The 26,068-nt window shown below is 68.5% G+C and carries 24 protein-coding genes; 11 read left to right on the forward strand and 13 right to left on the reverse strand.

What is annotated here, in order from left to right; translation table 11 throughout:
* The first annotated feature begins 31 nt into the window (after positions 1 to 31).
* Complete coding sequence (gene ligA, locus Q0V34_RS04345) at positions 32 to 2,383, forward strand: NAD-dependent DNA ligase LigA (RefSeq protein ID WP_297508259.1); 2,352 nt, start codon at positions 32 to 34, stop codon at positions 2,381 to 2,383.
* A gap of 110 nt (positions 2,384 to 2,493) precedes the next feature.
* Positions 2,494 to 2,910: a DUF2147 domain-containing protein gene (locus tag Q0V34_RS04350; RefSeq protein ID WP_297508262.1), complete on the forward strand. Its 417-nt coding sequence runs from the start codon at positions 2,494 to 2,496 to the stop codon at positions 2,908 to 2,910.
* Positions 2,911 to 3,051: 141 nt separating this feature from the next.
* Here Q0V34_RS04350 and Q0V34_RS04355 read toward each other — a convergent pair whose 3' ends face one another.
* The 6 genes from Q0V34_RS04355 to Q0V34_RS04380 all read right to left on the reverse strand — a co-directional run bounded on the left by Q0V34_RS04355 (position 3,052) and on the right by Q0V34_RS04380 (position 11,840).
* On the reverse strand, positions 3,052 to 4,863 hold the full coding sequence (locus Q0V34_RS04355; protein WP_297508265.1) for an aminopeptidase P family protein: 1,812 nt from the start codon (positions 4,861 to 4,863) through the stop codon (positions 3,052 to 3,054).
* A gap of 41 nt (positions 4,864 to 4,904) precedes the next feature.
* Positions 4,905 to 5,294, reverse strand: coding sequence for a hypothetical protein (locus Q0V34_RS04360; RefSeq protein WP_297508268.1), 390 nt, complete (start codon positions 5,292 to 5,294; stop codon positions 4,905 to 4,907).
* A 1-nt stretch (position 5,295) separates the two neighbouring features.
* Positions 5,296 to 6,162 (reverse strand): 50S ribosomal protein L11 methyltransferase, encoded by an 867-nt coding sequence (locus Q0V34_RS04365; RefSeq protein WP_297508270.1) that lies wholly within the window; start codon positions 6,160 to 6,162, stop codon positions 5,296 to 5,298.
* 37 nt (positions 6,163 to 6,199) lie between these two features.
* Positions 6,200 to 6,712, reverse strand: a complete 513-nt coding sequence (locus tag Q0V34_RS04370; protein ID WP_297508274.1) for a hypothetical protein — start codon at positions 6,710 to 6,712, stop codon at positions 6,200 to 6,202.
* 37 nt (positions 6,713 to 6,749) lie between these two features.
* A complete protein-coding gene (locus Q0V34_RS04375; protein ID WP_297508276.1) occupies positions 6,750 to 9,323 on the reverse strand; it encodes a glycosyl hydrolase 115 family protein in 2,574 nt (857 codons plus the stop codon).
* 99 nt (positions 9,324 to 9,422) lie between these two features.
* Positions 9,423 to 11,840, reverse strand: coding sequence for a UvrD-helicase domain-containing protein (locus Q0V34_RS04380; protein WP_297508279.1), 2,418 nt, complete (start codon positions 11,838 to 11,840; stop codon positions 9,423 to 9,425).
* Between the two features lie 147 nt (positions 11,841 to 11,987).
* On the opposite strand from Q0V34_RS04380, the gene Q0V34_RS04385 reads away from it, so the two are divergent.
* Positions 11,988 to 12,173 carry a hypothetical protein gene (locus tag Q0V34_RS04385; RefSeq protein ID WP_297508282.1) on the forward strand — a complete coding sequence of 62 codons (186 nt, stop codon included), beginning with the start codon at positions 11,988 to 11,990 and terminating at the stop codon, positions 12,171 to 12,173.
* 7 nt (positions 12,174 to 12,180) lie between these two features.
* A complete protein-coding gene (locus Q0V34_RS04390; RefSeq protein ID WP_297508285.1) occupies positions 12,181 to 12,441 on the forward strand; it encodes a hypothetical protein in 261 nt (86 codons plus the stop codon).
* Here the strand turns inward: Q0V34_RS04390 and Q0V34_RS04395 are convergent.
* From Q0V34_RS04395 to Q0V34_RS04405, 3 genes are read right to left on the reverse strand one after another with little or no spacing between them, the layout of a single operon-like run.
* Complete coding sequence (locus tag Q0V34_RS04395) at positions 12,438 to 12,647, reverse strand: ribbon-helix-helix domain-containing protein (protein WP_297508407.1); 210 nt, start codon at positions 12,645 to 12,647, stop codon at positions 12,438 to 12,440. The two genes, Q0V34_RS04390 and Q0V34_RS04395, sit on opposite strands and share 4 nt — an antisense overlap.
* A 3-nt stretch (positions 12,648 to 12,650) precedes the next feature.
* Positions 12,651 to 12,827, reverse strand: a complete 177-nt coding sequence (locus tag Q0V34_RS04400) for a DUF4169 family protein (RefSeq protein ID WP_297508288.1) — start codon at positions 12,825 to 12,827, stop codon at positions 12,651 to 12,653.
* A gap of 4 nt (positions 12,828 to 12,831) precedes the next feature.
* A complete protein-coding gene (locus Q0V34_RS04405) occupies positions 12,832 to 13,749 on the reverse strand; it encodes a DUF6807 family protein (RefSeq protein WP_297508292.1) in 918 nt (305 codons plus the stop codon).
* Between the two features lie 133 nt (positions 13,750 to 13,882).
* Here Q0V34_RS04405 and Q0V34_RS04410 point away from each other — a divergent pair, with 133 nt between their 5' ends.
* Both Q0V34_RS04410 and Q0V34_RS04415 read left to right on the forward strand, forming a co-directional pair.
* Positions 13,883 to 14,119, forward strand: a complete 237-nt coding sequence (locus tag Q0V34_RS04410; protein ID WP_297508295.1) for a DUF2171 domain-containing protein — start codon at positions 13,883 to 13,885, stop codon at positions 14,117 to 14,119.
* A gap of 117 nt (positions 14,120 to 14,236) precedes the next feature.
* The gene (locus Q0V34_RS04415; protein WP_297508298.1) at positions 14,237 to 14,872 is read left to right on the forward strand and encodes a glutathione S-transferase family protein; all 636 of its coding nucleotides are present in this window, start codon (positions 14,237 to 14,239) and stop codon (positions 14,870 to 14,872) included.
* Positions 14,873 to 15,677: 805 nt separating this feature from the next.
* On the opposite strand, the gene Q0V34_RS04420 is transcribed toward Q0V34_RS04415, so the two are convergent.
* Positions 15,678 to 16,880, reverse strand: a complete 1,203-nt coding sequence (locus tag Q0V34_RS04420; protein ID WP_297508301.1) for a pyridoxal phosphate-dependent aminotransferase — start codon at positions 16,878 to 16,880, stop codon at positions 15,678 to 15,680.
* 133 nt (positions 16,881 to 17,013) lie between these two features.
* Positions 17,014 to 17,685 (reverse strand): ParA family protein, encoded by a 672-nt coding sequence (locus tag Q0V34_RS04425; protein WP_297508304.1) that lies wholly within the window; start codon positions 17,683 to 17,685, stop codon positions 17,014 to 17,016.
* Between the two features lie 223 nt (positions 17,686 to 17,908).
* Here Q0V34_RS04425 and Q0V34_RS04430 point away from each other — a divergent pair, with 223 nt between their 5' ends.
* Positions 17,909 to 18,628 (forward strand): TVP38/TMEM64 family protein, encoded by a 720-nt coding sequence (locus Q0V34_RS04430; RefSeq protein WP_297508308.1) that lies wholly within the window; start codon positions 17,909 to 17,911, stop codon positions 18,626 to 18,628.
* Between the two features lie 55 nt (positions 18,629 to 18,683).
* On the opposite strand, the gene Q0V34_RS04435 is transcribed toward Q0V34_RS04430, so the two are convergent.
* Complete coding sequence (locus Q0V34_RS04435) at positions 18,684 to 19,340, reverse strand: TetR/AcrR family transcriptional regulator (protein ID WP_297508311.1); 657 nt, start codon at positions 19,338 to 19,340, stop codon at positions 18,684 to 18,686.
* Positions 19,341 to 19,390: 50 nt separating this feature from the next.
* Here Q0V34_RS04435 and Q0V34_RS04440 point away from each other — a divergent pair, with 50 nt between their 5' ends.
* A complete protein-coding gene (locus Q0V34_RS04440; RefSeq protein WP_297508314.1) occupies positions 19,391 to 21,346 on the forward strand; it encodes an alkyl sulfatase dimerization domain-containing protein in 1,956 nt (651 codons plus the stop codon).
* 233 nt (positions 21,347 to 21,579) lie between these two features.
* Positions 21,580 to 23,154, forward strand: coding sequence for a 2-isopropylmalate synthase (locus Q0V34_RS04445; RefSeq protein WP_297508318.1), 1,575 nt, complete (start codon positions 21,580 to 21,582; stop codon positions 23,152 to 23,154).
* On the opposite strand, the gene Q0V34_RS04450 is transcribed toward Q0V34_RS04445, so the two are convergent.
* Positions 23,151 to 23,624: a hypothetical protein gene (locus tag Q0V34_RS04450; RefSeq protein WP_297508321.1), complete on the reverse strand. Its 474-nt coding sequence runs from the start codon at positions 23,622 to 23,624 to the stop codon at positions 23,151 to 23,153. The genes Q0V34_RS04445 and Q0V34_RS04450 overlap by 4 nt on opposite strands.
* A gap of 177 nt (positions 23,625 to 23,801) precedes the next feature.
* On the opposite strand from Q0V34_RS04450, the gene Q0V34_RS04455 reads away from it, so the two are divergent.
* Entirely contained in the window at positions 23,802 to 24,680 is an 879-nt protein-coding gene (locus Q0V34_RS04455) for a DMT family transporter (RefSeq protein WP_297508324.1), read from the forward strand.
* A gap of 339 nt (positions 24,681 to 25,019) precedes the next feature.
* Positions 25,020 to 26,063, forward strand: coding sequence for a rod shape-determining protein (locus Q0V34_RS04460; RefSeq protein WP_004623009.1), 1,044 nt, complete (start codon positions 25,020 to 25,022; stop codon positions 26,061 to 26,063).
* The last annotated feature ends 5 nt before the right edge of the window (positions 26,064 to 26,068 follow it).

Below are 26,068 nucleotides of genomic sequence, written 5' to 3' on the forward strand. Positions count from 1 at the left end.
TGCCGGCCTCGCAGCCTTCGGATTCGCCCCCGTGTCCCTGATTCCCGTCTCCGACCTCACCGAAGCCCAGGCCGTCGAGGAACTGGAGCGTCTGGCCGACGAACTGGCGACCCACGACATCGCCTATCACCAGCAGGACGCGCCGACGATCAGCGACGCCGAGTACGACGCCCTCAAGCGTCGCAACCTCGACATCGAGACGCGCTTTCCGCACCTGGTGCGCGACAACTCCCCGTCGATGCGGGTGGGCGCGGCCCGGGCCGAGCAGTTCGCGCCGGTCGAGCACGGCGTGCCGATGCTGAGCCTCGACAACGCCTTCTCCAACGACGAGGCGATCGAGTTCGACGCCCGCGTGCGCCGCTTCCTGCGCCTGTCGGCCGCCGACACGGTCGCCTACACCGCCGAGCCCAAGATCGACGGTCTGTCCGCGTCGCTGCGCTACGAGAAGGGCGTGCTGGTGCAGGGGGCCACGCGAGGCGATGGTCGGGTGGGCGAGGACGTCACGGCCAACCTGCGCACCATCGCCGACATTCCCCAGCGCCTGAAGGGCTCGGGCTGGCCCGACGTGATCGAGGTGCGGGGCGAGGTCTATGTCGAGCTCGAGGCCTTCGCCGCCTTCAACCGCGCGGCCGAGGAGTCCGGCGCCCGCACCTACGCCAATCCGCGCAACTTCGCCGCCGGCTCGCTGCGCCAGATCGATCCGAGGATCAGCGCCCAGCGGCCGTTGCGGTTCTTCGGCTACGCCTGGGGGCTGGTGTCGGAGAGCTTCGCCGAGACCCAGTGGGGCGCGCTGGAAAAGCTCTCCGCGTGGGGCTTCGTCACCACCGCGCCGCCAGCGCGCCGGGTCGAGAACGGGCAGGGCTTGCTCGACGTCTATGCGGAGTTCGAGACGCTGCGGCCCAAGCTCGGTTTCGACATCGACGGCGTGGTCTACAAGGTCGACGACCTGGAGCTGCAGCGCCGCCTGGGCTTCGTCTCGCGCTCGCCGCGCTGGGCCATCGCCCGCAAGTTCCCGGCCCAGCGGGCCCGCACGGTGCTGGAGGCGATCGACCTGCAGGTCGGGCGCACCGGGGCGATCACGCCGGTGGCGCGGCTCAAGCCCGTGACGGTCGGCGGGGTCTCGGTGACCAACGCCACGCTGCACAATGCCGACGAGATCGCCCGCCTGGACGTCCGGGTCGGCGACACGGTGGTGATCCAGCGCGCCGGCGACGTGATCCCGCAGATCGTCGAGGTGGCGCTGGACGCGCGGCCGGATCCGGCGCCCGAGCCCTACGCTTTCCCCCACGAATGCCCCTGTCCGCTAAGGACGCCGCTGGCGCGAGAGGTGACGGCCTCGGGCCTGGAGTCCGTCGTGCGCCGCTGCACGGGCGAATTCGCCTGTCCGTTCCAGCGGGTCGAGCACCTGCGCCACTTCGTGTCGCGCCGCGCCTTCGACATCGAAGGCCTGGGCGAGAAGCAGCTTCAGGCCTTCTTCGACGAGGGCTGGATCACCGAGCCCGCCGACATCTTCCGGCTGGCGCGCGACGAGGCCAAGCTGGCCGCCCTGCGCGAGCGCGAGGGCTACGGCGAGACCTCGGTGACCAATCTCGCGCGCGGCATCGAGGCGCGGCGTGTGATCGGCATGGACCGCATGATCTATGGCCTGGGCGCGCGCGATATCGGCGAGACCACCTCGACCGTGCTGGCCCGCAACTTCGACCGGTTCGAGGACCTGCAAGCCGCCGCCGAGGCGGCCGCCAAGGCTCTGCCGGGCGAGACCTATCTGGAACTCTCGACCGCGCCGGGCGTCGGACCCAAGGCGCTGGACCTGCTGGTCGAGGCGGGACGGGCAGGGCGCATGGCCGATCCTTGGCCCCAGACCGACGACCTGGAGATCAAGATCGGCCACGCGGTTCCGAAGCTGACCAAGCCGGCCCGCGCCGCTCTGGCCCAGCGCTACGGGACCTGGGACGCCTTCGCCGACGGTCTCGTGGCGGCGGCCGCCGGCGCGCCGGGCGACGATTACCTGAATCTCGCCGCCATCGACGGCGTCGGCCCGGTCGCGGCCCAGTCGCTGGCGCGGTTCTTCGCCGAGGACCACAACCGCGCCAAGGTGGCCAATCTGGTCGCCGAACTGGACATCCAGCCGGTCGCCAAGCCCAAGACCGACACGGCCGTGGCCGGCAAGACCATCGTCTTCACCGGCGCCCTGGAGAAGATGACCCGCGACGAGGCAAAGGCTCAGGCGGAGAGCCTCGGCGCCAAGGTCGCTTCGTCGGTGTCGAAGAAGACCGATCTCGTCGTGGCGGGGCCCGGCGCCGGCTCCAAGCTGAAGACCGCGACCGAGCTGGGCGTGCAGGTCATGACCGAGGACGAGTGGCTGACTCTCGTAAACGGCTGATCGATCTTCGAAATCTCGCCGCGATTTCGTGTCAGGACTTGTCGCGAGGGACAAGATCGGCAACCAGTGAGCCAAACGCGCATTTGAAACGCGCGCCCAGGGAGTAATTGATGTTCCGCACCATGATGATCGCCGCCGCGCTCGGCGCCTTGGCGACCCCGGCCTTCGCCGCCGACGTCACCGGCCTTTGGGCCACGCCGGGCAATGGCGGCCAGGTCGAGATTTCCCGTTGCGGCAACAGCCTGTGCGGCAAGCTCGTGACGTCAGACAATATCAAGACCAATCCGGCCCTGAAGGACTTCCGCAACAAGGACGAGGCCCAGCGCGGCCGGCCGCTGAAGAACCTGCAGATGCTGTACGACTTCACCGGCGGCCCGACCAAGTGGACCGGCGGCAAGGTCTATAACCCCGAGGACGGCGGCACCTATTCGGGCACGATCGAGATGCTCAGCGACAATGAGCTTAAGCTGAAGGGCTGCATCGTCGCGCCGCTGTGCAAGACCCAGAAGTGGACGCGCCTGAAGTAGAGCGCTTCCTTCTCCCCTCGTGCGAGAAGGTGTCATCCGCTGGATGACGGATGAGGGGTTTCTCGGCGCGGCCCGCGCGACCCCTCACCCAGCCCGCTTCGCGGGCGTCCCTCTCCCGCGAGGGGAGAGGGTTTTTCTCTATTAAAGCGGCGCGCACGCCCCTTCGAGCCAGGCTCGCACCTCGGGCTCCACGCGGGGTCCGATCTCGCGCAGCACGCGGGCGTGATAGGCGTCGAACTGGGCGATCTCCTCGGCGGTCAGCAGGGCCTTGTCGATCAGGCGGCGGTCGATCGGGGCCAGGGTCAGGGCCTCGAAGCGGTGCATCGGGCGCTCGCCGCCGGGCACGGGCTCGGCGGGCATGACGATCTCCAGGTTCTCGATCCGGATGCCGTATTCGCCGTCCTTGTAGTAGCCGGGCTCGTTCGAGACGATCATGCCCGGCTGCAGGGCGATCGTGTTCGGCGCTTTCGAGATCCGCTGCGGACCCTCGTGGACGCCGAGATAGACGCCGACGCCGTGGCCGGTGCCGTGGTCGTAGTCCAAACCGTGCGCCCAAAGGGCCGCGCGGGCGAAGGCGTCGATCGCCGAGCCCGTGGTCCCCGCCGGAAAGCGCAGGCGGGCGATGGCCAGATGGCCCTTCAGCACCAGGGTGTTGCGCTGGATCATCTCGGCCGTGGGTTCGCCGATCGCCACGGTGCGCGTGACGTCGGTGGTGCCGTCCAGATACTGACCGCCGCTATCGACCAGCAGCAGGGAGCCCGGCTTGGCGCGCTCGTTGGAGCGTTCGGTCGGGCGATAGTGGGGCAGGGCGCCATGGCCGTTGGCCGCGCCGATGGTGTCGAAGCTGAGGTCCTTCAGAACGCCCGTGGCCTCGCGGAAGGCCTCCAGCTTGGCGACGGCTTCCTTCTCGTCGGGCGGATTGACCTGACCCTCGGTGGCCAGCCAGTGCAAGAAGCGGGTCAGGGCGGCGCCGTCGCGGCGGTGGGCCTCGCGCGTTCCGTCCAGTTCGACGGCGTTCTTGCACGCGCGCGGCAGGGCGCAGGGGTCCATGGCCGGGACGACCTTGGCTCCGGCGGCCGCCAGGGTGTCGAAATACCAGGCCGAGGACTGGGCCGGATCGACGAGGACGGCCTTGTCGGAGAGATCGCCCAGCGCCTCGGGTAGCCGGTCCGGCGTCTCCAGAGACACCTGATTGCCCAGCCAGGCGGGCAGGTCGGGCGTGACCTTGGCCGGCTCCAGGAACAGGCGAGCCGTGCCGTCGGCGTTCAGGATGGCCTGGGCCAGCGGCAGCGGCGAGCGGATCACGTCGCCGCCGCGCACATTGAACAGCCAGGCGATCGAGGCGGGCGCGGTGATCACCGCCGCCTCGGCGCCCAGGGCGGCGATCGCGGCGCCGACGCGGGCGCGCTTGGCGCCGGAGTCCTCGCCGGCGTAGTCGAGAGGCTGCGGAACCACCGGGGCCATGGGCTGAGCCGGACGCGCCTGCCCCCAGGCCTGATCGACGGGATTGACGGCCACGGCCTTCAGCGTCGCGCCCGCGCGGTGGGCGGCGGCCTTGAGGCCCTCCAGAGCGGCGGGGCTATGCAGGCGCGCGTCGTAGCCGATCACAGCGCCCTTCGGGGCGGTCTCCAGATAGGCGGGAACCCCGCCCTCGACGAGGTCGCGGATCTCGAACACGCCCTGATCGACCTGCTCGCGGACCTGAAGGGTGTAGCGGCCGTCGACGAAGACGGCGGCGCGGTCCTTCAGGATCACCCCGGCCCCGGCCGAGCCGGTGAAGCCGCTGGCCCAGGCCAGGCGGTCATTGGCGGCGGGCAGGTATTCGTTCTGGTGCTCGTCCTCGTGCGGCACGAGGAAGCCGTCCAGTCCCTGCGCCGCCATGGCCTGGCGGATCAGCGGAACGTGCTTGGGGCCGAAGGAGGGATCGGTGGATTCGTCGAAGGTCTGGCGCATGGGGAGGATTTAGGCCCCAGCGCTTTTCCTGAAAAGGCCGACTATTTCCCTGCGCCCGCGAAATAGCCCGTCACCATAGAGAGTTGATCGGCGGATGCGCATTGCTCATCTGGTGGCAAGCCGAGGCAATGCTGCATATCAGACTCAAATTTTGCTCGAATGGCGGACGGGGAGAGCTTCTTGAGATCGAGCTTGAGAGTGTGGCGAGGATAGCTTTTCGCGTAGGCGTGGATGGCTGTGACGATCGCCCAGTTCATATTGCGCAGGACAAATTCATTTGAATGTCCCACGAAAGCCTCGGCGATTTCTTCAGAGAAATCCGTCAACTGCCGGACGATCATTCGGCCTCTGGGCAAACGCCGGATGCCGAATGAGACGCGGGGCGGCCAATAAGCAAGCGTCTCAGCCAGGATTTGCTTGAAATCCTTCAATCTACGGTCTCACCAGCACCAGCGTCGCCCAGGCGTCGCGGTGGATGCGGCTCTTGACCTTGAAGCCGCGCGACAGATAGGCGGCCTTGACCATCCGCTCCTGGGTGCGCAGCAGGCCTGACAGGATCACCGTGCCGCCGGGGACCAGGGCGCGCTTGATGTCCTGGGCCAGGCTGATCAGCGGGCGGGCCAGGATGTTGGCGAACACGAGATCGTACGGCGCGTTCTGGGCCACTAGCTTGTTCGACAGGCCCGAGGCGTGGACGAAGCGCGCGTTGGCCTTGTTGACCTTGGCGTTCTCCTTGGAGATCCGCACGCTGGGCTTGTCGATGTCGGTGCCGACCGCCAGCTTCGTGCCCGTGCGCGCGGCGGCGATGGCCAGGAGGCCGGTGCCGGCGCCGACGTCGAGCACCTTGTTGAACTTGCGGGCCTTGATCAGCCGGTCATAGGCCTGCAGGCAGCCGACCGTGGTGCCATGGTGGCCCGTGCCGAAGGCCGCGCCGGCCTCGATGCGCAGGTTGACGGTGCTGGCCGGCGTGCGACCCCGGTCGTGCATGCCGTAGACGAAGAAGCGGCCGGCCCGCACCGGCGGCAGGCCCGACAGCGCCATGGCCAGCCAGTCGGCGTCGGCCAGGGTGTCGCGGGTGACCTTCAGATCGTACTCGGCCAGCAGGGCCATCAGGCCCTCGTCCTCCTCCTCGGTCGTCGGGAAGGCGTCTATGCGCCAGACGCCCCGATCCTCGTCCTCTTCCAGGATCGAGTAGGTCGCGCCTTCCAGGCCGGGGTGGTTGTCGATGGCGTCGGCGGCGGTCTCGGCTTCGGCGCGCGCGCCGCGGGCGACGATCTGCTGGGGCGTGTAGTCGGTCATGGCGCCTGTTAGCGCCAAAGACGGCGAAAAGCGAGCCTCAGCGCGTGGTCATGCCGGTGGCGGCGGCGTCGGCCAAGACCGTCGGGGCAGGCTGGGTAGCGCGGTCCTCGGGCAGGGACACGTCGGTGATGTCGCCGCGCGCCGACGCCCAATGCGGGGCGTCCGGGTTCGGCGGCGGGGTGGCGGGGCCGTGCTCGCCGGCGACATAGGCCGGAATCTCCGGCATGGGCGGCGGCTCGTAGGTCGGCTCGTATGACGCCATCTGGATCGGCGGCGCCTGCGCTTGCCGCGCGAAGTCCGTGCCGACCACATAGTCGGGAATCTTGCCGGCGGGCCAGGAGATCGGTTCCACCGTCTCGGCCTCGGCATAGCGCGCCGGCTCCATCTCCGGCGTGTAGGGCCCGTCCAGTGGACCGGTCTGCAAGGCGAGACCCGCCAGGGCGCCGACGATGGCGCAGACGGGCGCGCCGTAGGCGACGGGCCGGGTGGCGGCGAAGGCCCTCAGGCGATCGAGGATGGGATCCAGGCGTTCCATGTCGCTACAGCGCATGAAACGACACTTGGTTCGACGCGGGCCCCCGCCGGGCTCAGCGCGTGTCCACCTCCACGCGTTCGAGCACGACGTTATCGTCGAGACGCCAGATCTTGAGTTGATGGCGGCCCACGGAAAGAGACGGTAGCGACGCCTCCAGCGTATGGCCGTGATCCTTGACCGCCTCGATCCACGCCGCCTGCTCGGGCGTCGAGGCCGCGCCGGGCGTCGGGACCAGGGCCGAGGTCAGGACTTGGACCGGGCCGTCGTCGACCGACACGCCGATCGCGAGGCCCTTGCCGCCCGTCGTGTCCAGGGTCGGCGCCAGGCGCAGCCGCACCCGCGCCGGACCCTCCCGATCGACCTGGATCCCGTATTCGAGGCGCACCCCATCGGCGGGCGTGGTCGCGGGCCGGCCTTGCGGCGTGGCGATCATCGCCGTTCCGAGGCCCAGGTTGGGGATCGCCGTCCAGGTCAATCCCCGGCCGCCGACGGCGCGCTCGAATTGGGCGGCGTCCACTATCACGAGCCCAGGGGGCGGGGTGGACGTCCGCGCGAACGTCACCTTGGCCGCCAGTCGGTCCAGCGGGGTGTCGGCGGCCACGCGGGTGACGCTGGGCATCGACTGTTTCGTCGGGTCGTTCCAGATCACATAGCTCATGTGGACCTGGTTCATCATGCCGGCCCACTTGCCGCCGTTGATCGCGTGGTACTGGGCGGTCAGCTCGGCGTCGCGCTTGAAGGTGGTCTCGACCGTATCGGCGAAGACGTTGGCGCGCGGATCGTTGCGCGACGACAGCCGCCGGTTCCAGGCCGTCGCGTAGTACATCTCGTAGAGATTGGCGAAGGCCAGGACGGGATATTCGACCAGCTGGAAATAGGCGTCGCGCTGGTCGGGGCGCAGTCGCGCCTTGACGGCCTCGACCCGCTCGACCAGGGCCCGCCAGCGATCGACGATGGCGCCGAAGGTCCCGCCGTCGAGGGCCGCGCCGCCGTCCGGGCCCAGCGGGAAACTGTCCTGGTCCAGCAGCTCTGGCTTCTTGCGCGAAGCGAGGGTCCCATAGGTCTCGAGAATGTCGCCGACCTCCGGCCCGAGCTCCGCGCCCAGGGTCTCGGCGCCCCACTGGCGCGGGAAGGCGGCGAGCGCCGCTGGCGTCATGGCCTCCGGGTTCCACGCCTGTCGCAGGAAGAAGCTTAGCGGATATTCCATCGGCTTGATGTCGCCGACATTGACGATCCACAGGTTCCGGGCCCCGCGCCGGTAGGCCAGGTCCATCTGCTGCCAGACCTTGGCGATCTGGTTGGTGTTGATCCACTTGTAGTTCCGGGGGCCGCCGACATAGTCGAAGTGATAATAGACCCCGTAGCCGCCGGCGCGCGGCAGCTTGTCCTTGCCGGCCACCGGCAATCGGCGGATCTGGCCCCAGTTATCGTCGGAAAACAGCAGCGTGACGTCGTCGGGCACGCGCATGCCGTGGTCGTAATAGTCCTGCACCTCCTTGTAGAGGGCCCAGACCTGGGGGGTCTGGTCGGCGGGCTTGCCGGTGACCTCGGCGATGATCCGGCGCTGGTCGGCGACGACCTTTTCCAAGAGCTGCGTCGCCGCGCCCTCGCTCATCGGCTCGTCGCCGTCGCCGCGCATGCCGACCGTGACGAGGCTCTCGTAAGGCGTCCCGTCGCCCTTCGACATCATCCGTTCGATGCCGCCGCGCCAGAAGGTCCGAAGGTTTTCGGCGTTCGTCGCGTAGTCCCACTTGCCGCCGGTGACGCCCTGCTCGGTGTGGCGATGCCACTCGTCCTGGGCGCGGGTCATCGGCTCGTGGTGCGAGCTGCCCATCACCACGCCCATCTGATCGGCGATGACCTTGCTGCGCGGATCGTCGTCGTTGAACGCTTTGGGCGCCCACATGGCCGGCCACAGATAGTTGCCCTTCAGGCGCAGCAGCAGGTCGAAGACATGGGCATAGGCGTCGGCGTTGACGCCGCCGAACTTCCGCTTGGCCCAGCCGCTGAAGGCCGGGTCCTCGTCATTGATGAAGAAGCCGCGATAGCGGACGCGGGGGTGGTCGGCGCGGGCGCCGGCGGTGACGAACAGGTCGCTCTTTCGCGTCACCGGCGCGTCGGCCCACCAGGTCCAGGGCGAGACGCCGATCCGCTCCGAGAGGTCATAGGCGCCGTAGGCCGCGCCGCGTCGGTCCGAGCCGACGATCACCAAGGCGCGGGCCAGCTTCGGCGTCGGTCTCTCGACCACGACCTGCCGAAAGCCTTCCCATTGCCCCGGCAGATCTCCGACCCTCAGCTTGCCGGCGCGGACGAGGCCGTCGATCACCGGACTGGCGCCCAGAACGCCGACGATGACGGTGGGGCCCGTGGCGCGGGAAAGATCCTTGATGGGCTCGGGTTGCGCGGCGCCGGCCACGAGAGCGAGATCGCCGCCGAGCGCCTCGGCGGCGTGGCGCACTGCGGGATCGGCCTTGGCGTCGACATAGACGGCGGCCGGGCGACCTTGGCGGATCAGCGCGAGACTCGATGGCTTCGCCGTCTCGCAAACGCTGACCGGCGTTTCGCAGGCGCGCGCCGCGCCGGCGGTGATGCCGATCGCGGCCAGGGTCCAGACGGCTTGCGCCAAGAACGCTCGAACCCGCACGCATCTCTCCCCAATTGTCAGGCCAATAGGCCTTTTGGCCTGACCTTATCAGAGATGGTAGCGGTCACAAGATGCGGGCGCTCACGCCTTCTCGACGAAGCTGTCGATGACCTTCTTCTCGCCGGCCTTGTCGAAGGCGACGGTCAGCTTGTTGCCCTCGATCCCGGTCACCTGGCCATAGCCGAACTTGACGTGGAACACCCGGTCGCCGCGGGAATAGGCGCTGTTGGTCGGGGCCGAGACGGCGACCAGCCGGCCTTCGCCCTCGATCGGGGCCGAGCGGGCGGCCGAGCCGGCGCGGACGCCTTGGATTCCCCGCCAAGATCCGCCGCGCTCGCCAAAGCCGGCGGTGCGCTCCTGCGCCCGCTTCCAGCCGGGGCTGTCGTAGCTGCCGCCCTGGAAGGCGCTCGTTCCGGGATCGTCCCAGCGCGACGCCGCCGTCGACTGCATGCCCGGACCGCCGCCGTAATAGCCGGTCTCCGAGGCCGCATCGACGTGGGCGATCGGCAGTTCGTCGACGAAGCGACTGGGCAGCTGGCTGGTCCAGCGGCCATAGACCTGCCGGTTGGCCACGAAGCTGATGCGCGCTTCCTCGCGGGCGCGGGTGATGCCGACATAGGCCAGGCGCCGCTCTTCCTCGAGGCCCTTCTCGCCCTTGTCGTCCATGCTGCGCTGGCTGGGGAACACGCCTTCCTCCCAGCCGGGCAGGAAGACCAGCGGGAACTCAAGGCCCTTGGCCGAGTGCAGGGTCATGATCCAGACGGCGTCGCCGGTGGCCTCGCGGTCCAGGTCCATGACCAGCGACACATGCTCCAGATAGGCCTCCAGCGTGTCGAAGGCGCCCATCGACTGGACCAGTTCCTTCAGGTTCTCCAGCCGCGTCTGGCTGGTCGGACCCTTGTCCAGGCGCAGGGCGTCGGTATAGCCGCTCTCCTCCAGCACGGTCTCCAGCAGGCGCTGGTGGTGCAGGGTTCCGATCAGCGAGCGCCAGCGGTCGAGATCGCGGATGAAATTGCTGAGCGCGGTGCGGGTGCGGGCCGGCAGGTCGTCGCTGGTGATGATCGCGCGCGCGGCGTCGACGGTCGAGATCCCCTCCAGTCGCGCGATCTGCAGCAGCTTCTGCACCGAGGTGTCGCCAATGCCGCGCTTGGGGGTGTTGACGATCCGCTCGAAGGCCAAATCATCGTCGGGCGACTGGATCAGGCGCAGATAGGCGTGGGCGTCGCGGATCTCGGCGCGCTCGAAGAAGCGCGGGCCGCCGACCACCTTGTAGGGGATCTGCAGCATCACGAAGCGCTCTTCGAACGCTCGCATCTGGAAGCTGGCGCGGACCAGGATGGCCATCTGGCTGTACTTGCGACCGGCCTTCTTGGCGCGCTCGATCTCGTCGGCGATCAGACGGCTCTCGGCCTCGCCGTCCCAGACGCCTGACACCTTGACCTTTTCGCCGCCCTTGGCCGGGGTCCAGAGGGTCTTGCCCAGGCGCCCCTTGTTGGCGGTGATCAGGCCAGAGGCGGCGGCCAGGATGTGCTCGGTGGAGCGATAGTTGCACTCCAGGCGGACGACCTTCGAGCCCGGGAAGTCGCGCTCGAACCGCAGGATGTTGTCGACCTCGGCCCCCCGCCAGCCATAGATCGACTGGTCGTCGTCGCCGACGCAGCAGACGTTCTGGCGACCCTGGGCCAAGAGGCGCAGCCACAGGTACTGGGCGACGTTGGTGTCCTGGTACTCGTCGACCATTACGTATTTGAAGCGCCGCTGGAATTCGTCCAGCACGTCGGGATGGCCGGTGAAGATGCTGATATTGTGCAGCAAAAGGTCGCCGAAATCACAGGCGTTCAGGATGCGCAGGCGCTCCTGGTACTGACGATAGAGGCTGATGCCCTTGCCGTTGGCGAACTCGCCAGCCTCGCTGGTCGGGACGCGGTCGGGCGTCCAGCCGCGGTTCTTCCAGCCGTCGATGATCTGCGACAGGATCCGGGGCGTCCACCGCTTGGCGTCGATGTTCTCGGCTTCGATCAGTTGCTTGAGCAGGCGTTCCTGATCGTCGGTGTCGATGATCGTGTAGTTGGACTTGAGGCCAATCAGCTCGGCGTGGCGGCGCAGGATCTGGGCGGCGACCGAGTGGAAGGTGCCCAGCCACCGCAGGCCCTCGGCCTCCGGGCCGATGATGTGGGTGATCCGCTCGCGCATCTCGCGCGCGGCCTTGTTGGTGAAGGTGACGGCCAGCAGTTCCCACGGGCGGGCGCGGCCGGTCGCCAGGATGTGGGCCAAGCGCGTCGTCAGCACGCGCGTCTTGCCGGTGCCGGCGCCGGCCAGCACCAGCAGCGGACCCTCGGTGGTCTCGACCGCCTCGCGCTGTTCGGGGTTCAGGCCGTCCAGATAGCCGGGCGCGGCTTCCCGTCCCATCGGCACCGGCGGGCGGGCTCGGGCCAGGTCGGAGATGCGCGGGGAGGGGAGGTCGCCGGGGAAATCGGGCGAGTCGGCGTCGGAATGCATGGGAACATATGTAGCACAGACGGCGCGTCGCTTAAGCCCCCCGCGCGACGGAAGCCCGTCGACCGCCTATGTCGGGAAAGGAACTTCCCGCGCCGCGTATCGTTGATCCGCCAACAGCAACGAGAGCCGAGAGGCGTGGAGAAACTGATGGCAGAGGAAACCAGCGGCGGGAACAGCGGTCTTGCCTTCATCGTCGGTGGCCTGGTGGTCATCGTGGCGGTGCTGGCCTTCTTCATGTGGTCGGGCGGCTTCGGTCACAAGAAGCAGGTCGACGTCAACATCTCGGCCTCGGCGCCGAAACTGCCCGACGCGCCGAAGCCGGCGGGCGGCTGAGGTTTCCGTGAAAACGCTCACCCATCCGCCGCGCGCGGACGCGCCTAGAGATCATGGCGCGGCCTGGGCGGCGCTCCTGGTGGTCGCGATCGTCGGCCTGGCGGTCTGGGGCGCCTGGACCCTGGGCGTCATGGCCGGCGACAAGGCCGACTGGCGGCAGGCCATGCCGGATGTTTCGCGGAGCCTGCGCAAGGCTCCGGACCCGCAACCCGCGCCGACCCCGCTGCAGCGCCGGCCGATGGTGAGCCAGGAACACCCGCGCGGCTAGCGGTTGGCTCGCCCCAGCGCGAACACCCGGCAGGCCGAGGCGAGGGGCCGCTCGCCCCGTTCCAGATCGATCCTCTGGATCAGACCGGCGAGGCTGAGCGCCTCGTCGGCCGCCGCGCGTTCCAGCGCCGCCCAGAACTCCGGCTCCAGCGCCAGGGAGGTCGCGTGGCCAGCCAGGTTCACCGAGCGCTTCTTCAGTCCAGCCAGGGCTCAGTCCTCGCGCTTGGCGCCGTCGAGATCGCGCTTCAACTTGTCGGCGCGGGCGGCGTCCAGGGCCTTCTCGCCCTTGGTGCGGCCGAACTTGGCGCGGTTCTCGGCGGCGCGAGCCTTGTCGTCGGCCTTGGCCTTGGCCTTGCGCGCCTGGTTCAGATTGACGATGTCGGCCATCGGCTTACGGCTGCTTCTTCGCTGCGGCGGTCTTGCTCTGCGGACGAATGACCAGGGTTTCCTGAAGATGCAAGGCCTGGCCCTTCTTCAGGACCAAAGGCGCGCGGCCTGGGAAGACGCAGTTCTGCATCGAACGGTCGGTGTAGAGCATCCAGCGGGTGATCGCCTGATCGTTGGCCTTGCACGCCAGGCCGATGGTCCAGGCCGGCGAGGCGTCGCCGCCGCTCCAGGCGAAGCCCATCGAAGGTCCGGCCTGGATCGCGCCGCCGTTCGGGACGATCGTCTTGCCGCCCGACGCGAAGGTCAGGTGCTCGGGATCGACGAGGCGGATCGAGAAGCCGCCGAACCCGCGATCGTCCTCGCTGCCGCCCAGGCCCAGAGCGTCGACGCGGGCGGTGATCGTGGTGTCGAACTCCACCCGGCGCGCGCCGGCCTTCAGCGGCCGCAAGGTGATCTTCGTCGTCTCGGTGGCGACATAGGCAAGCTCAGGACCCGAATTGACCATCCAGTCGACGTCGACGGTCAGGGTTCCGCCGCCCTCGGCGTCGCCGAGGAAGCGCTTCTGGCGCACGAAATAGGACAGTCCCTTCATGTACCAGCCGTCGGCCGCCGTCCTGCCGTCGGTCTGGACCTTCATCCAGGCCCACCAGACGCCGCGCTGGTGCGGATGGTCGCCGGGCCGGTCCTCGACCAGGGCCGTTCCGTCGGGCGCGTAGAGCGCGCCGACATAGTGGGCCCGGCCGGGCTCCGTGGCCGGGTCCAGCGGCTTGGCGCGATAGACCAGGACCGTCTTGCCGGCTTCGGTCAGGGTGACCGTATCGTCGGCGAACACGGCGTCGACCCGCTTGCCGATGGCCGGATCGGCGAAGGCGGGCGCGGCGAGGGCCATAAGAGCGGCGACGAGAAGCGCGCGAAGGCTCATGCGAGATCCCCGAAAGGCGTGGAACGTATCAAGAACAATCTTGCCGGGCGTGGCAAGTGAAACTTGGCCGGTGACGTGGCCGTTTGATGACGCGAGAGCCGGCATGGTCTCGCTTAACTTCAGGAGACGACAGATGATCGACGTCACGCAGATCAAGGAACATCAGGAAGTGGTCGGGTCGGACGGCGGCCATGTCGGTCGCGTCGACCACGTGATGGGCGGCGAGATCGAGCTGGCCAAGCTGGACCTCGGCGGCGGCTTCAAGCACCACCTGATCCCCCTGTCGTGGGTGGAATATGTCGATGACGACAAGGTCCACCTCAGCCTGACCAAGGACGACGCCAAGGCCCAGTGGCGCGAGAAGCACTGAGTCGGCCGACGGGTTCGAGAAAAGAGGCCTCCGCCGGATCGGCGGAGGCCTTTTGGCTTGGGCTTGACGTTCCGGTCCGGGCGACTGTCTATCCGCCCCTCGGCGCGGAGGGGATCGATGTACAAGCTCTATGGCTCGCCCAGCACGGCCGGAACGGCCATCCACTGGCTGTTGCTGGAACTCGGCGTTCCGTTCGAGGTCCGTCTGCTCGACTTCGACAAGGGCGAACACAAGACGCCCCAGTACCTGGCCCTCAATCCGGACGGCGTGGCGCCGACCCTGATCATCGACGGCGCGCCGGTCACCCAGATGGCGGCGATCGCCACGCTGCTGGCCGAGCGCCACCCCGAGGCGGGCTTCGCGCCGCCGCCCGGATCGCCGGCGCGGGCCGACTATCTGAGCTGGACCCTGTGGCTGGCCAACAGCCTGCAGCCGCACTTCCGCGCCTGGTTCTATCCGCACGAGCCGGCGGGCGGCGAGGCGCTGGAGGCGGTCAGGAGCGCCGCCCGCGCGCGGATCGAGGCCGGACTGGCGCGGCTGGATGCGCGCCTGGCCGATCGCGACCATCTGGTCGGCGACCAGTTCACGACGGTCGACGTTCTGGCCGTGATCCTCTGTCGCTGGACCCGCAACATGCCCAAGCCGGCGACCAACTGGCCGAACCTCAAGCGCTACCTGGACCGCATGCGCCAGCGCCCGGCCCTGCGCGAGGTTCATGCCCGCGAAGGGCTTACCGATTGGATCGACGGCTAGGTCGGTCCCGCGCCCGGACCCACCCGCGGGGCGCAAGCGCCATCGGGCGACACGGGGCGCGCGCAGCCTTCGGGCGCGCGCCGATCGGCGGGCGGAACGGCATGGCTCCGCGTCACCGCGCCACGTCTCTGTTCAAGCGGCTGCGGCGTCAAGACCGAGCGTACGCCCCAGAAGATGGCCCACCAGACCGCCGCCGAGAAGAGCGTCGCGATCAGCCAATAAAGGTTCCTCCGCCAGACCGGGTAACGGTCCTCCATCGGTTCGTCCCAGTGACCCAGGGGGAGGTCGCGATCAGGCCGGGCGGCATCTTCGCGGAGGGTCTCGGGCGGGGGACGATCCGGCGACATCAGTAGAATCTCGGGGCAGGGCGCTCGGCCAAAGATTGTGGAGCGGCCTGCGCTCGCGACGTCAGTAGCGATGAGGTATAGATTCTCAACTTTCAATAGTTATTTCGCGATAACCTCTATTTTTCGGCCTTTCTCCTGCGATCCCGCCGATAAGCGTGCAGGTGATCGTGTAAGAACAATAATTTTTGTTACATTCAGCGCGAGGCGAGCGTCGAGTTGCTCGGCGTCCTCGGCGGACGCGTCCGGGCCGTCGGGGGCGCAACGGGCGCGCCGTGGTCGAAGGCGACGATCAGGCCTCCGGCGCCTCGGGCTCCGGATTCACGCCAGCGGCGCGCGTATTCGGATGGTTAGGGGGAAGCTCGGCGGCGGTTAGGCGAAGTCCTCGCGCTTCGGGTCAGGCCGCGCCGGACGCCTTGAAGAGCGGTGGCGCCGGATCGTCCCAGCGCCACCGTCGCTGACTACTTCACGCTGGCGCAGAAACGCTGGATGCGCGCGCAGGCGTCTTCCAGCACCTCGTTGCTCGTGGCGTAGCTGATGCGGAAGAAGGGCGAGAGCCCGAACGCCGCGCCGTGCACGACCGCCACGCCTTCGGCCTCCAGCAGTTCCGTGGCGAAGTCCTCGTCGCTCTCGATGACCTTGCCCGAGGGCGCGGTCTTGCCGATCAGGCCCTCGCACGAGGGATAGACGTAGAACGCCCCTTCCGGCGTCGGGCAGTGCAGACCGGTGGCCTGGTTCAGCATCGACACCACCAGATCCCGGCGCGCCTGGAACAGTTTCTGGTTCGGCTTGATGAAGTCCTGCGTGCCGTTCAAGGCCTCCAGCGCCGCCCATTGCGAGATCGACGAGGGGTTCGAGGTCGTCTGGCTGATCATCTTGCCCATGGCCTTGATCAGCGGCTCGGGCCCGCCGGCGTAGCCGATCCGCCAGCCGGTCATGGCATAGGCCTTGGAGACGCCGTTCATGGTCAAGGTGCGGTCGTAGAGCCGAGGCTCGACCTGGGCGATGGTGGTGAACTCGAAGTCGTCGAACACCAGGTGCTCGTACATGTCGTCGGTCAGCACCCACACCTGCGGGTGGCGCAGCAGAACGTCGGCGATCGCCTGGAGCTCGGCGCGGGTGTAGGCGCCGCCCGACGGGTTCGAGGGGCTGTTGATGATCAGCCACTTGGTCTTGGGCGTGATCGCCGCTTCCAGCGCCTCCGGCGTGATCTTGAAGCCGCTCTCGGCGGTGGTTTCCACCGGCACGGGCGTCCCGCCGGCCAGCAGGGTCATGTCCGGATACGACACCCAGTACGGCGCGGGGATGATCACTTCGTCGCCGGGGTTCAGGGTGGCGACCAGGGCGTTGTAGATCACCGGCTTGCCGCCCGGCGCGACGTGGATCTGGCTCGGCTTGTAGTCGAGGCCGTTCTCGCGCTTGAACTTGGCGCAGATGGCGGCCTTCAGCTCCGGCATGCCGTCGGGGTCGGTGTACTTGGTCTTGCCGGCCTTGATGGCCTCGATCGCGGCGTTCTTGATATTGTCCGGCGTGTCGAAGTCCGGTTCGCCCGCGGAGAGGGCGATCACGTCACGGCCGGCGGCTTTCAACGCGCGCGCCTTGGCGCTGATGGCGATGGTGGCCGACGGAGCGATGCGCCGCAGGGCGGCGGACTCAAGCGACATTTGGCAGGACTCCCCTGTGCTGCTGGTCCGAACGACGGGACCGTTTCAGGATTGGGGCGGTCTTTACGCTCCCGCTCGCCGCGGCGCAACGCGGGTCGGCGACATTCGAACGGTCCGTCGGCGGAGGGGGCGTTCAGGCCTGGTTGGCGGCCAGGGTCTTCACCGGTCCCTGGCCGAACAGCATCGGCGCGACCAGCTCCCACAGGCGAGAGATCTCCTCGGCGGCCGCCGAGCCCGGCTCCCACTCGCACACCGAGCGGCCGTGGGCGATCGACTGCTGGAAGGCGGCGCGGGCGCGCAGGCCGATCGGGGCCAGGGGCATGCCAGTGAACCGCAGGGCCTCGGCGGCCTTGATCACCGCCGGCGGTTCGACGCCATTGCGGCGCGGCGGGGCTTGGCTCAGCACGATCACGCCCCTCTTGCCCAGCCGCCGAACGGCCTCGGCCGACCGCACCACCGAGGCGATGTCGAGAAAGGTCGGGCGGCAGACCAGCACGCAGAGATCGGCACAGTTGATCGCCTGCAGCACGTCCGTCTCCGGCGCGGCGGGGGTGTCGATCACCAGGGCGTCGAAATTGTCGTGCTGGGCCGAAACCTGGGTCGAGAACAGCTTGCCGGCGTTGATTTCGGCCAGGACCGGACCGGCGCTGTTTCGCGCGCGCAGAGCGTCCGACGCCGAGCGCTGCGCGTCGAGATCGGCGAGCATGACCTTCAGGCCCGCCAGGTGCGCGGTGATCGCCAGATTGACCGCGAGCGTCGTCTTGCCGGCGCCGCCCTTGCGCGAGATCACAGCCAGGGTCTTCACGATCTAACTCCCCACCAGGCCAGGGCTCGTTGTCCTCGGGGCCTGTGGATAAGTAACGCTGTCTTGTGAAGATCACGCAACCGAAATGTCGTGGCGGGCGAATCATGTCGTGCCCAAATCGCGTTCGCGGGCCTTGCCCCAAAAGCGCCCGGTTCGCGGCCTGTATCCGCCGGCGGACAGCGGCGCGGCTTGACCCTGGCCGACGCTTGCGCGAGGAGGGCCCGTGATCCGCCGCATCATCGATTTCCTCACGAACATGGACGCCCGCGCCTGGCGCACGGTGGCCGTCTCGTTCGTGCTGTTCGGCGGGGTGGGACTGGTCTTCCTGTTCGGCGCGCAACTGCTGGGCGTGAACGGCGAGACGGCGGTCGAGCACTGGCTGGGCGCGGCGAGTGGGCCATGGGCCCTGCCGATGGCGGTGGTCGCGTTCGCGGTCATGGCGTTCCTTGGCGTGCCGCAGTTCGTGCTGATCGCCGCGGCGGTGGTCGCCTTCGGGCCGTGGGCCGGCTTCGCCTACAGCTGGATCGGCACGCTGGTCTCGTCCCTGGTCGGCTTCTGGCTGGGTCGGGCCTATGGCGCCAGGATCCTGCGCGACTTCGCCGGCGAGAGCGTCAACAAGTTCATGCGGATGATCGGCAAGAACGGCTTCATGGCCAGCCTGATCGTGCGCCTGGTGCCGTCGGCGCCGTTCATCGTCGTCAACATGGCCGGGGGCGTCACGCCGATGCGCGTCCGCGACTTCGTCGCCGGCACGGCCATCGGCATCGTTCCGAAGATCGCCCTGACCGCCTTCGCCGGCAACTCGATCGTCCAGGCGCTGAAGGGCGGCGGCAAGCAGCACATTCTGATGATCGTGCTGGCCGTCGTGATCTGGCTGGCCATGGGTCTCTTCAGCCGCGCCTGGCTCAAGAGGCGCGAGGCGGCCGAGGCAGCGGAGGGCTAAGTCCCAAGCCCTTCCGATCCGCGCCTTTGAGCGGATCGGACGAAAGGGCTCGGTCTCATCGAGGAAGGCTTTCCGGGACAGGAAGCCTGGCCGCGGCGTAGGTCGCCTCGCGCCAGGCCCGGACGATTTCGCCGAACCAGCGGGTCCGGGTCGCGTCGTCCATGCCGTCGGTCTCCTCGAGCCCCGCCGCCCAGGCCTCGATCACGAACGGCATGAAGGTGCGGGCGGCGTGTTTGCAAGTCGCCCGTTGCGCGTCCGAGGCGTTCGCGGGGGCGGCGACGAACGGCTCGATAAGCTGGGTCAGCAGGCGCTCCAGCGCCTCGCGCCAGACGACCGCTTCGGGCGCGCCGCGCGCGTCGCGGAGCAGCAGCAAGGTCAGCTTGGGATTGGCGCGCGACATCGTCACCAGCCGCGCGATGCTCGAACCATAGCCGCCCCAGGGACGTCCGGCCTCGGCCTCGATGCGGGCCAGCATGTCGCCGAACAGCGCGTCGAGCAGGCTCTGGCGCGAGGGATAGAGCCGATAGATCAGGATCTTGGCCACCCCCAGACGGTCGGCGACGTCCTGCATGGTGGCGGCCTGCAGACCCTTCTCCGCGAACACCTCGACGGCCGCCTCCAGCACCGCGACGCCGCGCGCGGCCTTGTCCACGCGGGGCTTGGGCTGGCCGGGGCGGCCTCGGGGCGCGGGGGCTTTCGCGGGCGTGTTCATCGGTGCTATGTAGAATGAAACTCTAAAGTTTCAAATAAAGGGGGAGCGGCATGCGGACGGGGATGTTGTTGACGAGCGCGCTGGCGGCTTTGGCGCTGGCGTCGGGCGCCCGCGCGGGCGAGCCGGCCAGCGCGATCACCATCGACAAGCAGAAGGCCGTGGCCGCCAGCCTGCCGATGGCCGATCGCCAGGACTTCGACTTCGCCGAGCAGGGCTTCCTGGGCACGCGGGCCGATCCGCTGATCAAGCGCGAGGACGGCCAGCCGGCCTGGAACCTGGCGGCCTACGACTTTCTGAAAGGGCCGGCCCCGGCGACCGCCAATCCTAGCCTCTGGCGCCAGGCGCAGCTGCTCTCCAAGCATGGACTCTTCAAGGTGTCGGACCGTGTCTATCAGGTGCGCGGCTTCGACATCTCCAACATCACCTTCGTGCGGGGCGACACCGGCTGGATCATCATCGATCCGCTGACCATGAAGGAGACCGCGCGCGCGGCGCTGGATCTGGTCGACCAGAAGCTGGGCAAGCTGCCGGTCAAGGCGGTGATCTACACCCACAGCCACAGCGACCATTTCGGCGGCGTGCGCGGCGTGGTCGACGAGGCCGACGTCAAGGCCGGCAAGGTCGCCATCGTCGCGCCCGAGGGCTTCATGAAGGAGGTCGCGGCCGAGAACATCCTGGCCGGCAACGCCATGAGCCGGCGGGCGCAATACCAGTTCGGCATCATGCTGCCGACGGGACCCCAGGGACAGATCACCTCCGGCATAGGCCAGGCGATCGCCAAGGGCTCGATCACCCTGATTCCGCCCACCGTCACCGTCGACCACACCGGCCAGGAGCTGACGCTGGACGGCGTCAAGATCCGCTTCCAGTACACGCCCTCGACCGAGGCGCCGGCCGAGATGAACCTCTATTTCCCGGACCTGCGCATCCTGGACATGGCCGAAAACGCCAATGTCTCGATGCACAACATCCTGACCCCGCGCGGAGCGCTGGTGCGCGACAGCAAGGCCTGGGCCGACGACCTGACGGAGTCCCTGCGCCTGTTCGGCGACGTCTCCGACACCATGATCACCAGCCATGGCTGGCCGCGTTTCGGCGGCGCGGTGGTCAAGGATTTCCTGGCCGATCACCGCGACGCCTACAAGTATCTGCACGACCAGACGGTGCGGCTGATGAATCTGGGCCTGACCGGCGACGAGATCGCCGCCCGGATCGAGCTGCCGCCGGCCCTGGCCAAGGACTGGTTCAATCGCGGTTATTACGGCTCGATGAGCTTCAACAGCCGCGCGGTCTATCAGCGCTACATGGGCTGGTACGACGCCAATCCGGCCCACCTTGCGCCCGCGCCGCCGGCCGACGCCGGCAAGCGCTATGTCGAGGCGATGGGCGGCGCGGCCAAGGTCAAGGCCCTGGCCAAGGCGGCGGCGGACAAGGGCGACTATGCCTGGGCCGCGACCCTGCTGAACCACGCGGTCATGGCCGACGCTGATGACAAGGAAGCCAAGACGCTGCTGGCCTCGGCCTATGACCAGATGGGCTACCAGAGCGAGAACAGCCTGTGGCGCAACATCTACCTGACCGGGGCGGACGAGCTGCGCGGCGGGGTGCGCAAGCTGCCGGCCTCGCTGACGCCGCTGGACATGATCGCGGCCCTGGACAGCGCGATGATCTTCGACGTGCTGTCGGTGCGGCTGAATCCGGACAAGGCCAAGGACGCGCGCCTGCGGATCGTCTTCGTCTTCCCGGATCGCAACGAGCGCTTCCTGGTCGAGGTCCGCAACGGCGTCCTGGTGGCCCAGCCCTCGCAAGGCGGGGAGCAGGCCGACGCGACCCTGACCGTCGCCCGGCCGCTGTTCCTGGAGTCGCTGTTCCAGGGCAAGTCGCTGGTCCCCAAGATCCTGATCGGCGAGGTCAAGTTGGAGGGCGATCGCGCGGCCTTGGGCCGGATGACGGGTTGGTTTGACACCTTCCCGACCGACTTCCCGATCGTGACTCGCCCTCAATAGCGGTGAAATGGGGGAAATCATGCGCCGGCCGCGACGAATTCGACGGCCGGCGCAAATTGCTTGCCCGATTCCGGGCGTCTGTGTAGAAGTTCCGGCATGACCGTCGCGCGCGACCTGCTTCCGCTTCTGCTTACCAACCCCTGGGCGCTCTAGGGGCCGCGGATCGTCGTGGCCGGGCGCACAGGGGATGAACCCGCCGCCCGCACGCAGACACCCATTCGACGAGTATTCCGATGACCCCCGTAACCGCCGGCGCTTTCGACAAGCGCGACAACGTCGTGATCTTCGACACCACCATGCGCGACGGCGAGCAGTCGCCCGGCGCGTCGATGTCGCTGGAAGAGAAGCTGGAGCTGGCCAAGATCCTCGAGGAGATGGGGGTCGACATCATCGAGGCCGGCTTCCCGATCGCCTCGAACGGTGACTTCGAGGCCGTCCGCGAAGTGGCCAAGATCGTCAAGAACTCGACCATCGCCGGCCTGTGCCGCGCCCACCAGGTCGACATCGACCGTTGCGCCGAGGCCCTGAAGCCGACCCAGCGCGGCCGCATACACGTGGTGATCGCCACCTCCGACCTGCACATGAAGCACAAGCTGCAGATGGAGCCGGATCAGGTCATCGACGTGATCGCCCGCTCGGTCGGCCACGCCCGCAACCTGCGCGACGACGTCGAATGGTCGGCCGAGGACGCTACCCGCAGCGACCGTCAGTTCCTGCGCCGCGCGGTCGAGACCGCGATCAAGGCCGGCGCCACGACGATCAACCTGCCCGACACCGTCGGCTACACCTATCCGTCGGAATACGCCGACCTGTTCAACTGGATGGTCAATAACGTCGAGGGCGCCGACAAAGTGATCTTCTCGACCCACTGCCACAACGACTTGGGCCTGGCCGTCGCCAACAGCCTGGCGGGCGTGCAGGGCGGCGCCCGTCAGGTCGAGTGCGCCGTCAACGGCCTGGGCGAGCGCGCCGGCAACGCCGCGCTGGAAGAGATCGTCATGGCGCTGAAGGTGCGCGGCGACCGTCTGCCTTTCCAGACCGGCATCGACACCACCCACATCACCCGCGCCAGCCGCTACGTCTCGGCCATCACCGGCTTCCCGGTGCAGTACAATAAGGCCATCGTCGGCAAGAACGCCTTCGCGCACGAGAGCGGCATCCACCAGGACGGCATGCTCAAGAACCGCGAGACCTACGAGATCATGACGCCGGAGTCGGTGGGCCAGGCCCCGTCGAGCCTGGTCATGGGCAAGCACTCGGGCAGCCACGCCTTCCGCGCCAAGCTGAAGGACCTGGGCTACGAGCTGGGCGAGAACGCGCTGAAGGAAGCCTTCGGCCGCTTCAAGGACCTCGCCGACCGCAAGAAGCACGTCTATGACGACGACATCATCGCCCTGGTCGACGACGCCCTGGCGCGCGGTTCGGAGAAGATCCGCGTCTCGCACCTGCGCGTGGTGGCCGGCACCGAGGGCCAGTCGGCCGAGCTGACGCTCGACGTCGATGGGGTCTCGAGCACGGCCGAAGCGACCGGCGATGGTCCGGTCGACGCGGTGTTCAACGCCATCCACAAGATCGTGCCGCACGGCGCGGCCCTGCGTCTGTTCCAGGTGCACGCGGTGACCGAAGGCACCGACGCCCAGGCCCAGGTCTCGGTGCGTCTGGAAGAGGACGGCCGCATCGCCACCGGCGCGGCCGCCGACACCGACACGCTGACCGCCTCGGCCAAGGCCTATGTCAACGCGCTGAACAACCTCTTCGCCCGCAAGGAAAAGACCCGCCCCGAGGCGGCGATCGCCAGCGGGTTCTAGGCCGCTCGACGATTGCCGAAGGGCCGCGTCGCCAGGATCTCGGCTCCCAGGTGCGCCTGGGGCTGAACGTCCAGGCCCAGCGCCCGCAAGCTGTCGGCCAGCGCCCTGCGATCAGTCTCGTCCAGTAGGGCGCTCGCGTCGGCGACCAGGGTCCCGCCGGGGCGCAGCATGGCGTAGGTCGCGGCGATTACGGCGCGGGCGTCGGGCAGAGTGGGGCAGTCCAGCACCAGCAGCACGTCGCTGCGCTCGTCGGCCGCCCCGCAGGTGGCCCGGCGCGCGGCCTCGACGCGCTGGTAGCCCTTGCGCCACAGCTGGCACATGGCTTCGCCCGCGCCAGGTCCGGCGACGGCCACGAAGCTAAGCGGGGTGGCCTCGGCGAGGTCCAGCATGCGGTCCAGGGCGGGATTGATCCCCTCGGTGGGCACGCCCAGCAGGAACTGGGCGGCCTGACGAAGCGGGTGGGGCGACATGGTCGGTAAGCCTTCTTCCTACAGGTCCGCGAGACGGACCGACCCGGTGTTTTTGCGTCCAAGGCCCGCAAGGGCTCCATTCGGAAAAAGGCCCTTCCGTATAAGGGCCGCGTAAGGAACAACAGGATGTTCGCCCAGGCCTGGTCGGGCGAGCATGGGGGCCTGAAGCGCTAAGCCATGATCTGGATTCCCATCACCGTCGGCGCCGCCGCCCTGCAAGTGGCGCGCAACGCCGCCCAGCGTTCGATCATGGGCGGGGCCGGACCCTGGGGCGCGACCTTGGTGCGGTTTCTGTTCGGCCTACCGTTCGCCGCTGTCTTCGCCGGCGTGGCGTGGCTGGCGACGCCCGGCGCCGCGGCCCATCCGACGGCACCGTTCTGGCTGGCCTGCGCGGCCGGGGCGGGGCTGCAGATCGCCGCCACGGCCGCCTTGCTGACGGCCATGCATCGCTCGACCTTCGCGCTGGGCACGGCGATGCAGCAGAGCGGCTTGCCGTTCGCGCTCGTCTGGGGTGCGCTGTTCTTCGGCGACCACGTGGGGCCGATCACCTGGGCGGGGGGCCTGATCGCCTCGGCGGGACTGGCGGCGCTGACCTGGCCGCGCGGCGAGGTCGTTATGCGGCGGGGCGCGGTGCTGGCGGGCCTGGGCTCGGGCGCGGTGTTCGCGCTCAGCGCCAACTGTTTCCGGCAGGCGAGTCTGGCCTTCGATCCCGCCCATCCGGCCGCTTCGGCCCTGGTGACCGTGATGGTCGTGCAGGCGATCCAGACCGTCGGCCTGACGAGCTATCTGGCCTGGCGAAACCCGGCCGCGCTGAGGGCGGTGGTCGCCGCCTGGCGCCACTCCCTGGGCGCCGGCTTCTGCGGCGCGGCCGCCTCGGGCCTCTGGTTCACGGCCATGGCGCTGTCGCCCGTCGGGCCGGTGAGGGCGGTCGGGGTGGTCGAGATGCCGATCGCTGCCCTGGCCGGCCGCCGTCTGTTCCAGGAGCGATTGACGGCGCTCCAGGCCGTCGCGGGATTGATAACGGCGGTCGGCGTGGTGATGGCCGCGCTCGGCTAGATTTCGCCACGATCGGGTGCTTGGCGGCGTCGGATGCGAAACCGTGAAAGCCGCCCGCGAATAGACCTTGAAATCAACGCTTTCGCAGTGCAAACGGGCGGCGTCGGCGCGGTTGTATCGCTCGGACGACGGCGCGGCCACGGGGCGGCGCTCCCGTCGGGCGGCCGGGCGCGCGGACGGGGGCGAAATCCCCCAAATGCGGGAATCATGTTGTCCTCGCATTGAATTGAAGTAGGAGCCTTTTTCTTTTCCGCCGACCCCGTCTTCGGGACGGAAAGGACCCCGCTTCACCGATCTGCCGTCCGTAACGCCCCTCCTACCCCTCAGTCAGGGCTTTCAATGTTCTCTTCCCTCTTCGGCGTGATCTCGAACGACATCGCCATCGACCTCGGCACGGCCAACACCCTCATCTACATGAAGGGCAAAGGGATCGTCCTGAACGAGCCGTCGGTGGTGGCGCTGCGCAATGTCGGCGGCCGCAAGATCGTCCACGCCGTCGGCATCGAGGCCAAGCAGATGCTGGGCCGCACCCCGGGTCACATGGAAGCCATCCGCCCGATGCGCGACGGCGTGATCGCCGACTTCGAAGTCGCCGAGGAGATGATCAAGTACTTCATCCGCAAGGTTCACAACCGCAAGGGCTTCGTGAACCCCAAGGTCATCGTGTGCGTGCCGTCGGGCGCGACCGCCGTGGAACGCCGCGCCATCAACGACAGCTGCCTCAACGCCTCGGCCCGTCGCGTCGGCCTGATCGACGAGCCGATGGCCGCGGCGATCGGCGCCGGCCTGCCGATCCACGAGCCGACCGGCTCGATGGTCGTCGACATCGGCGGCGGCACCACCGAGGTGGCCGTGCTGTCGCTGTCGGGCATCGTCTATTCGCGCTCGGTCCGCGTCGGCGGCGACAAGATGGACGAGGCGATCATCAGCTACATGCGTCGCCACCATAACCTCCTGATCGGCGAGACGACCGCCGAGCGCATCAAGAAGGAAATCGGCACCGCCCGCGCGCCCGCCGACGGCGAGGGGCTGTCGATCGACGTCAAGGGCCGCGACCTGATGCAGGGCGTGCCGCGCGAGGTCCGCATCAGCGAAAAGCAGGCCGCCGACGCCCTGGCCGAACCGGTCGGGCAGATCGTCGAGGCGGTGAAGGTGGCCCTGGAAGCCACGCCGCCGGAACTGGCCTCGGACATCGCCGACAAGGGCATCATGCTGACCGGCGGCGGCGCGCTGCTGCGCGGCCTGGACGCCGAGATCCGCGACCACACCGGCCTGCCGGTGACGGTGGCCGACGATCCGCTGTCCTGCGTGGCCCTGGGCTGCGGCAAGGTGCTGGAGCACCCCAAGTGGATGAAGGGCGTCCTGGAATCGACTCTGGCCTAGTTTTA

The organism is uncultured Caulobacter sp. (genome assembly GCF_947036865.1).
In the GTDB taxonomy this organism is placed as follows: domain Bacteria; phylum Pseudomonadota; class Alphaproteobacteria; order Caulobacterales; family Caulobacteraceae; genus Caulobacter.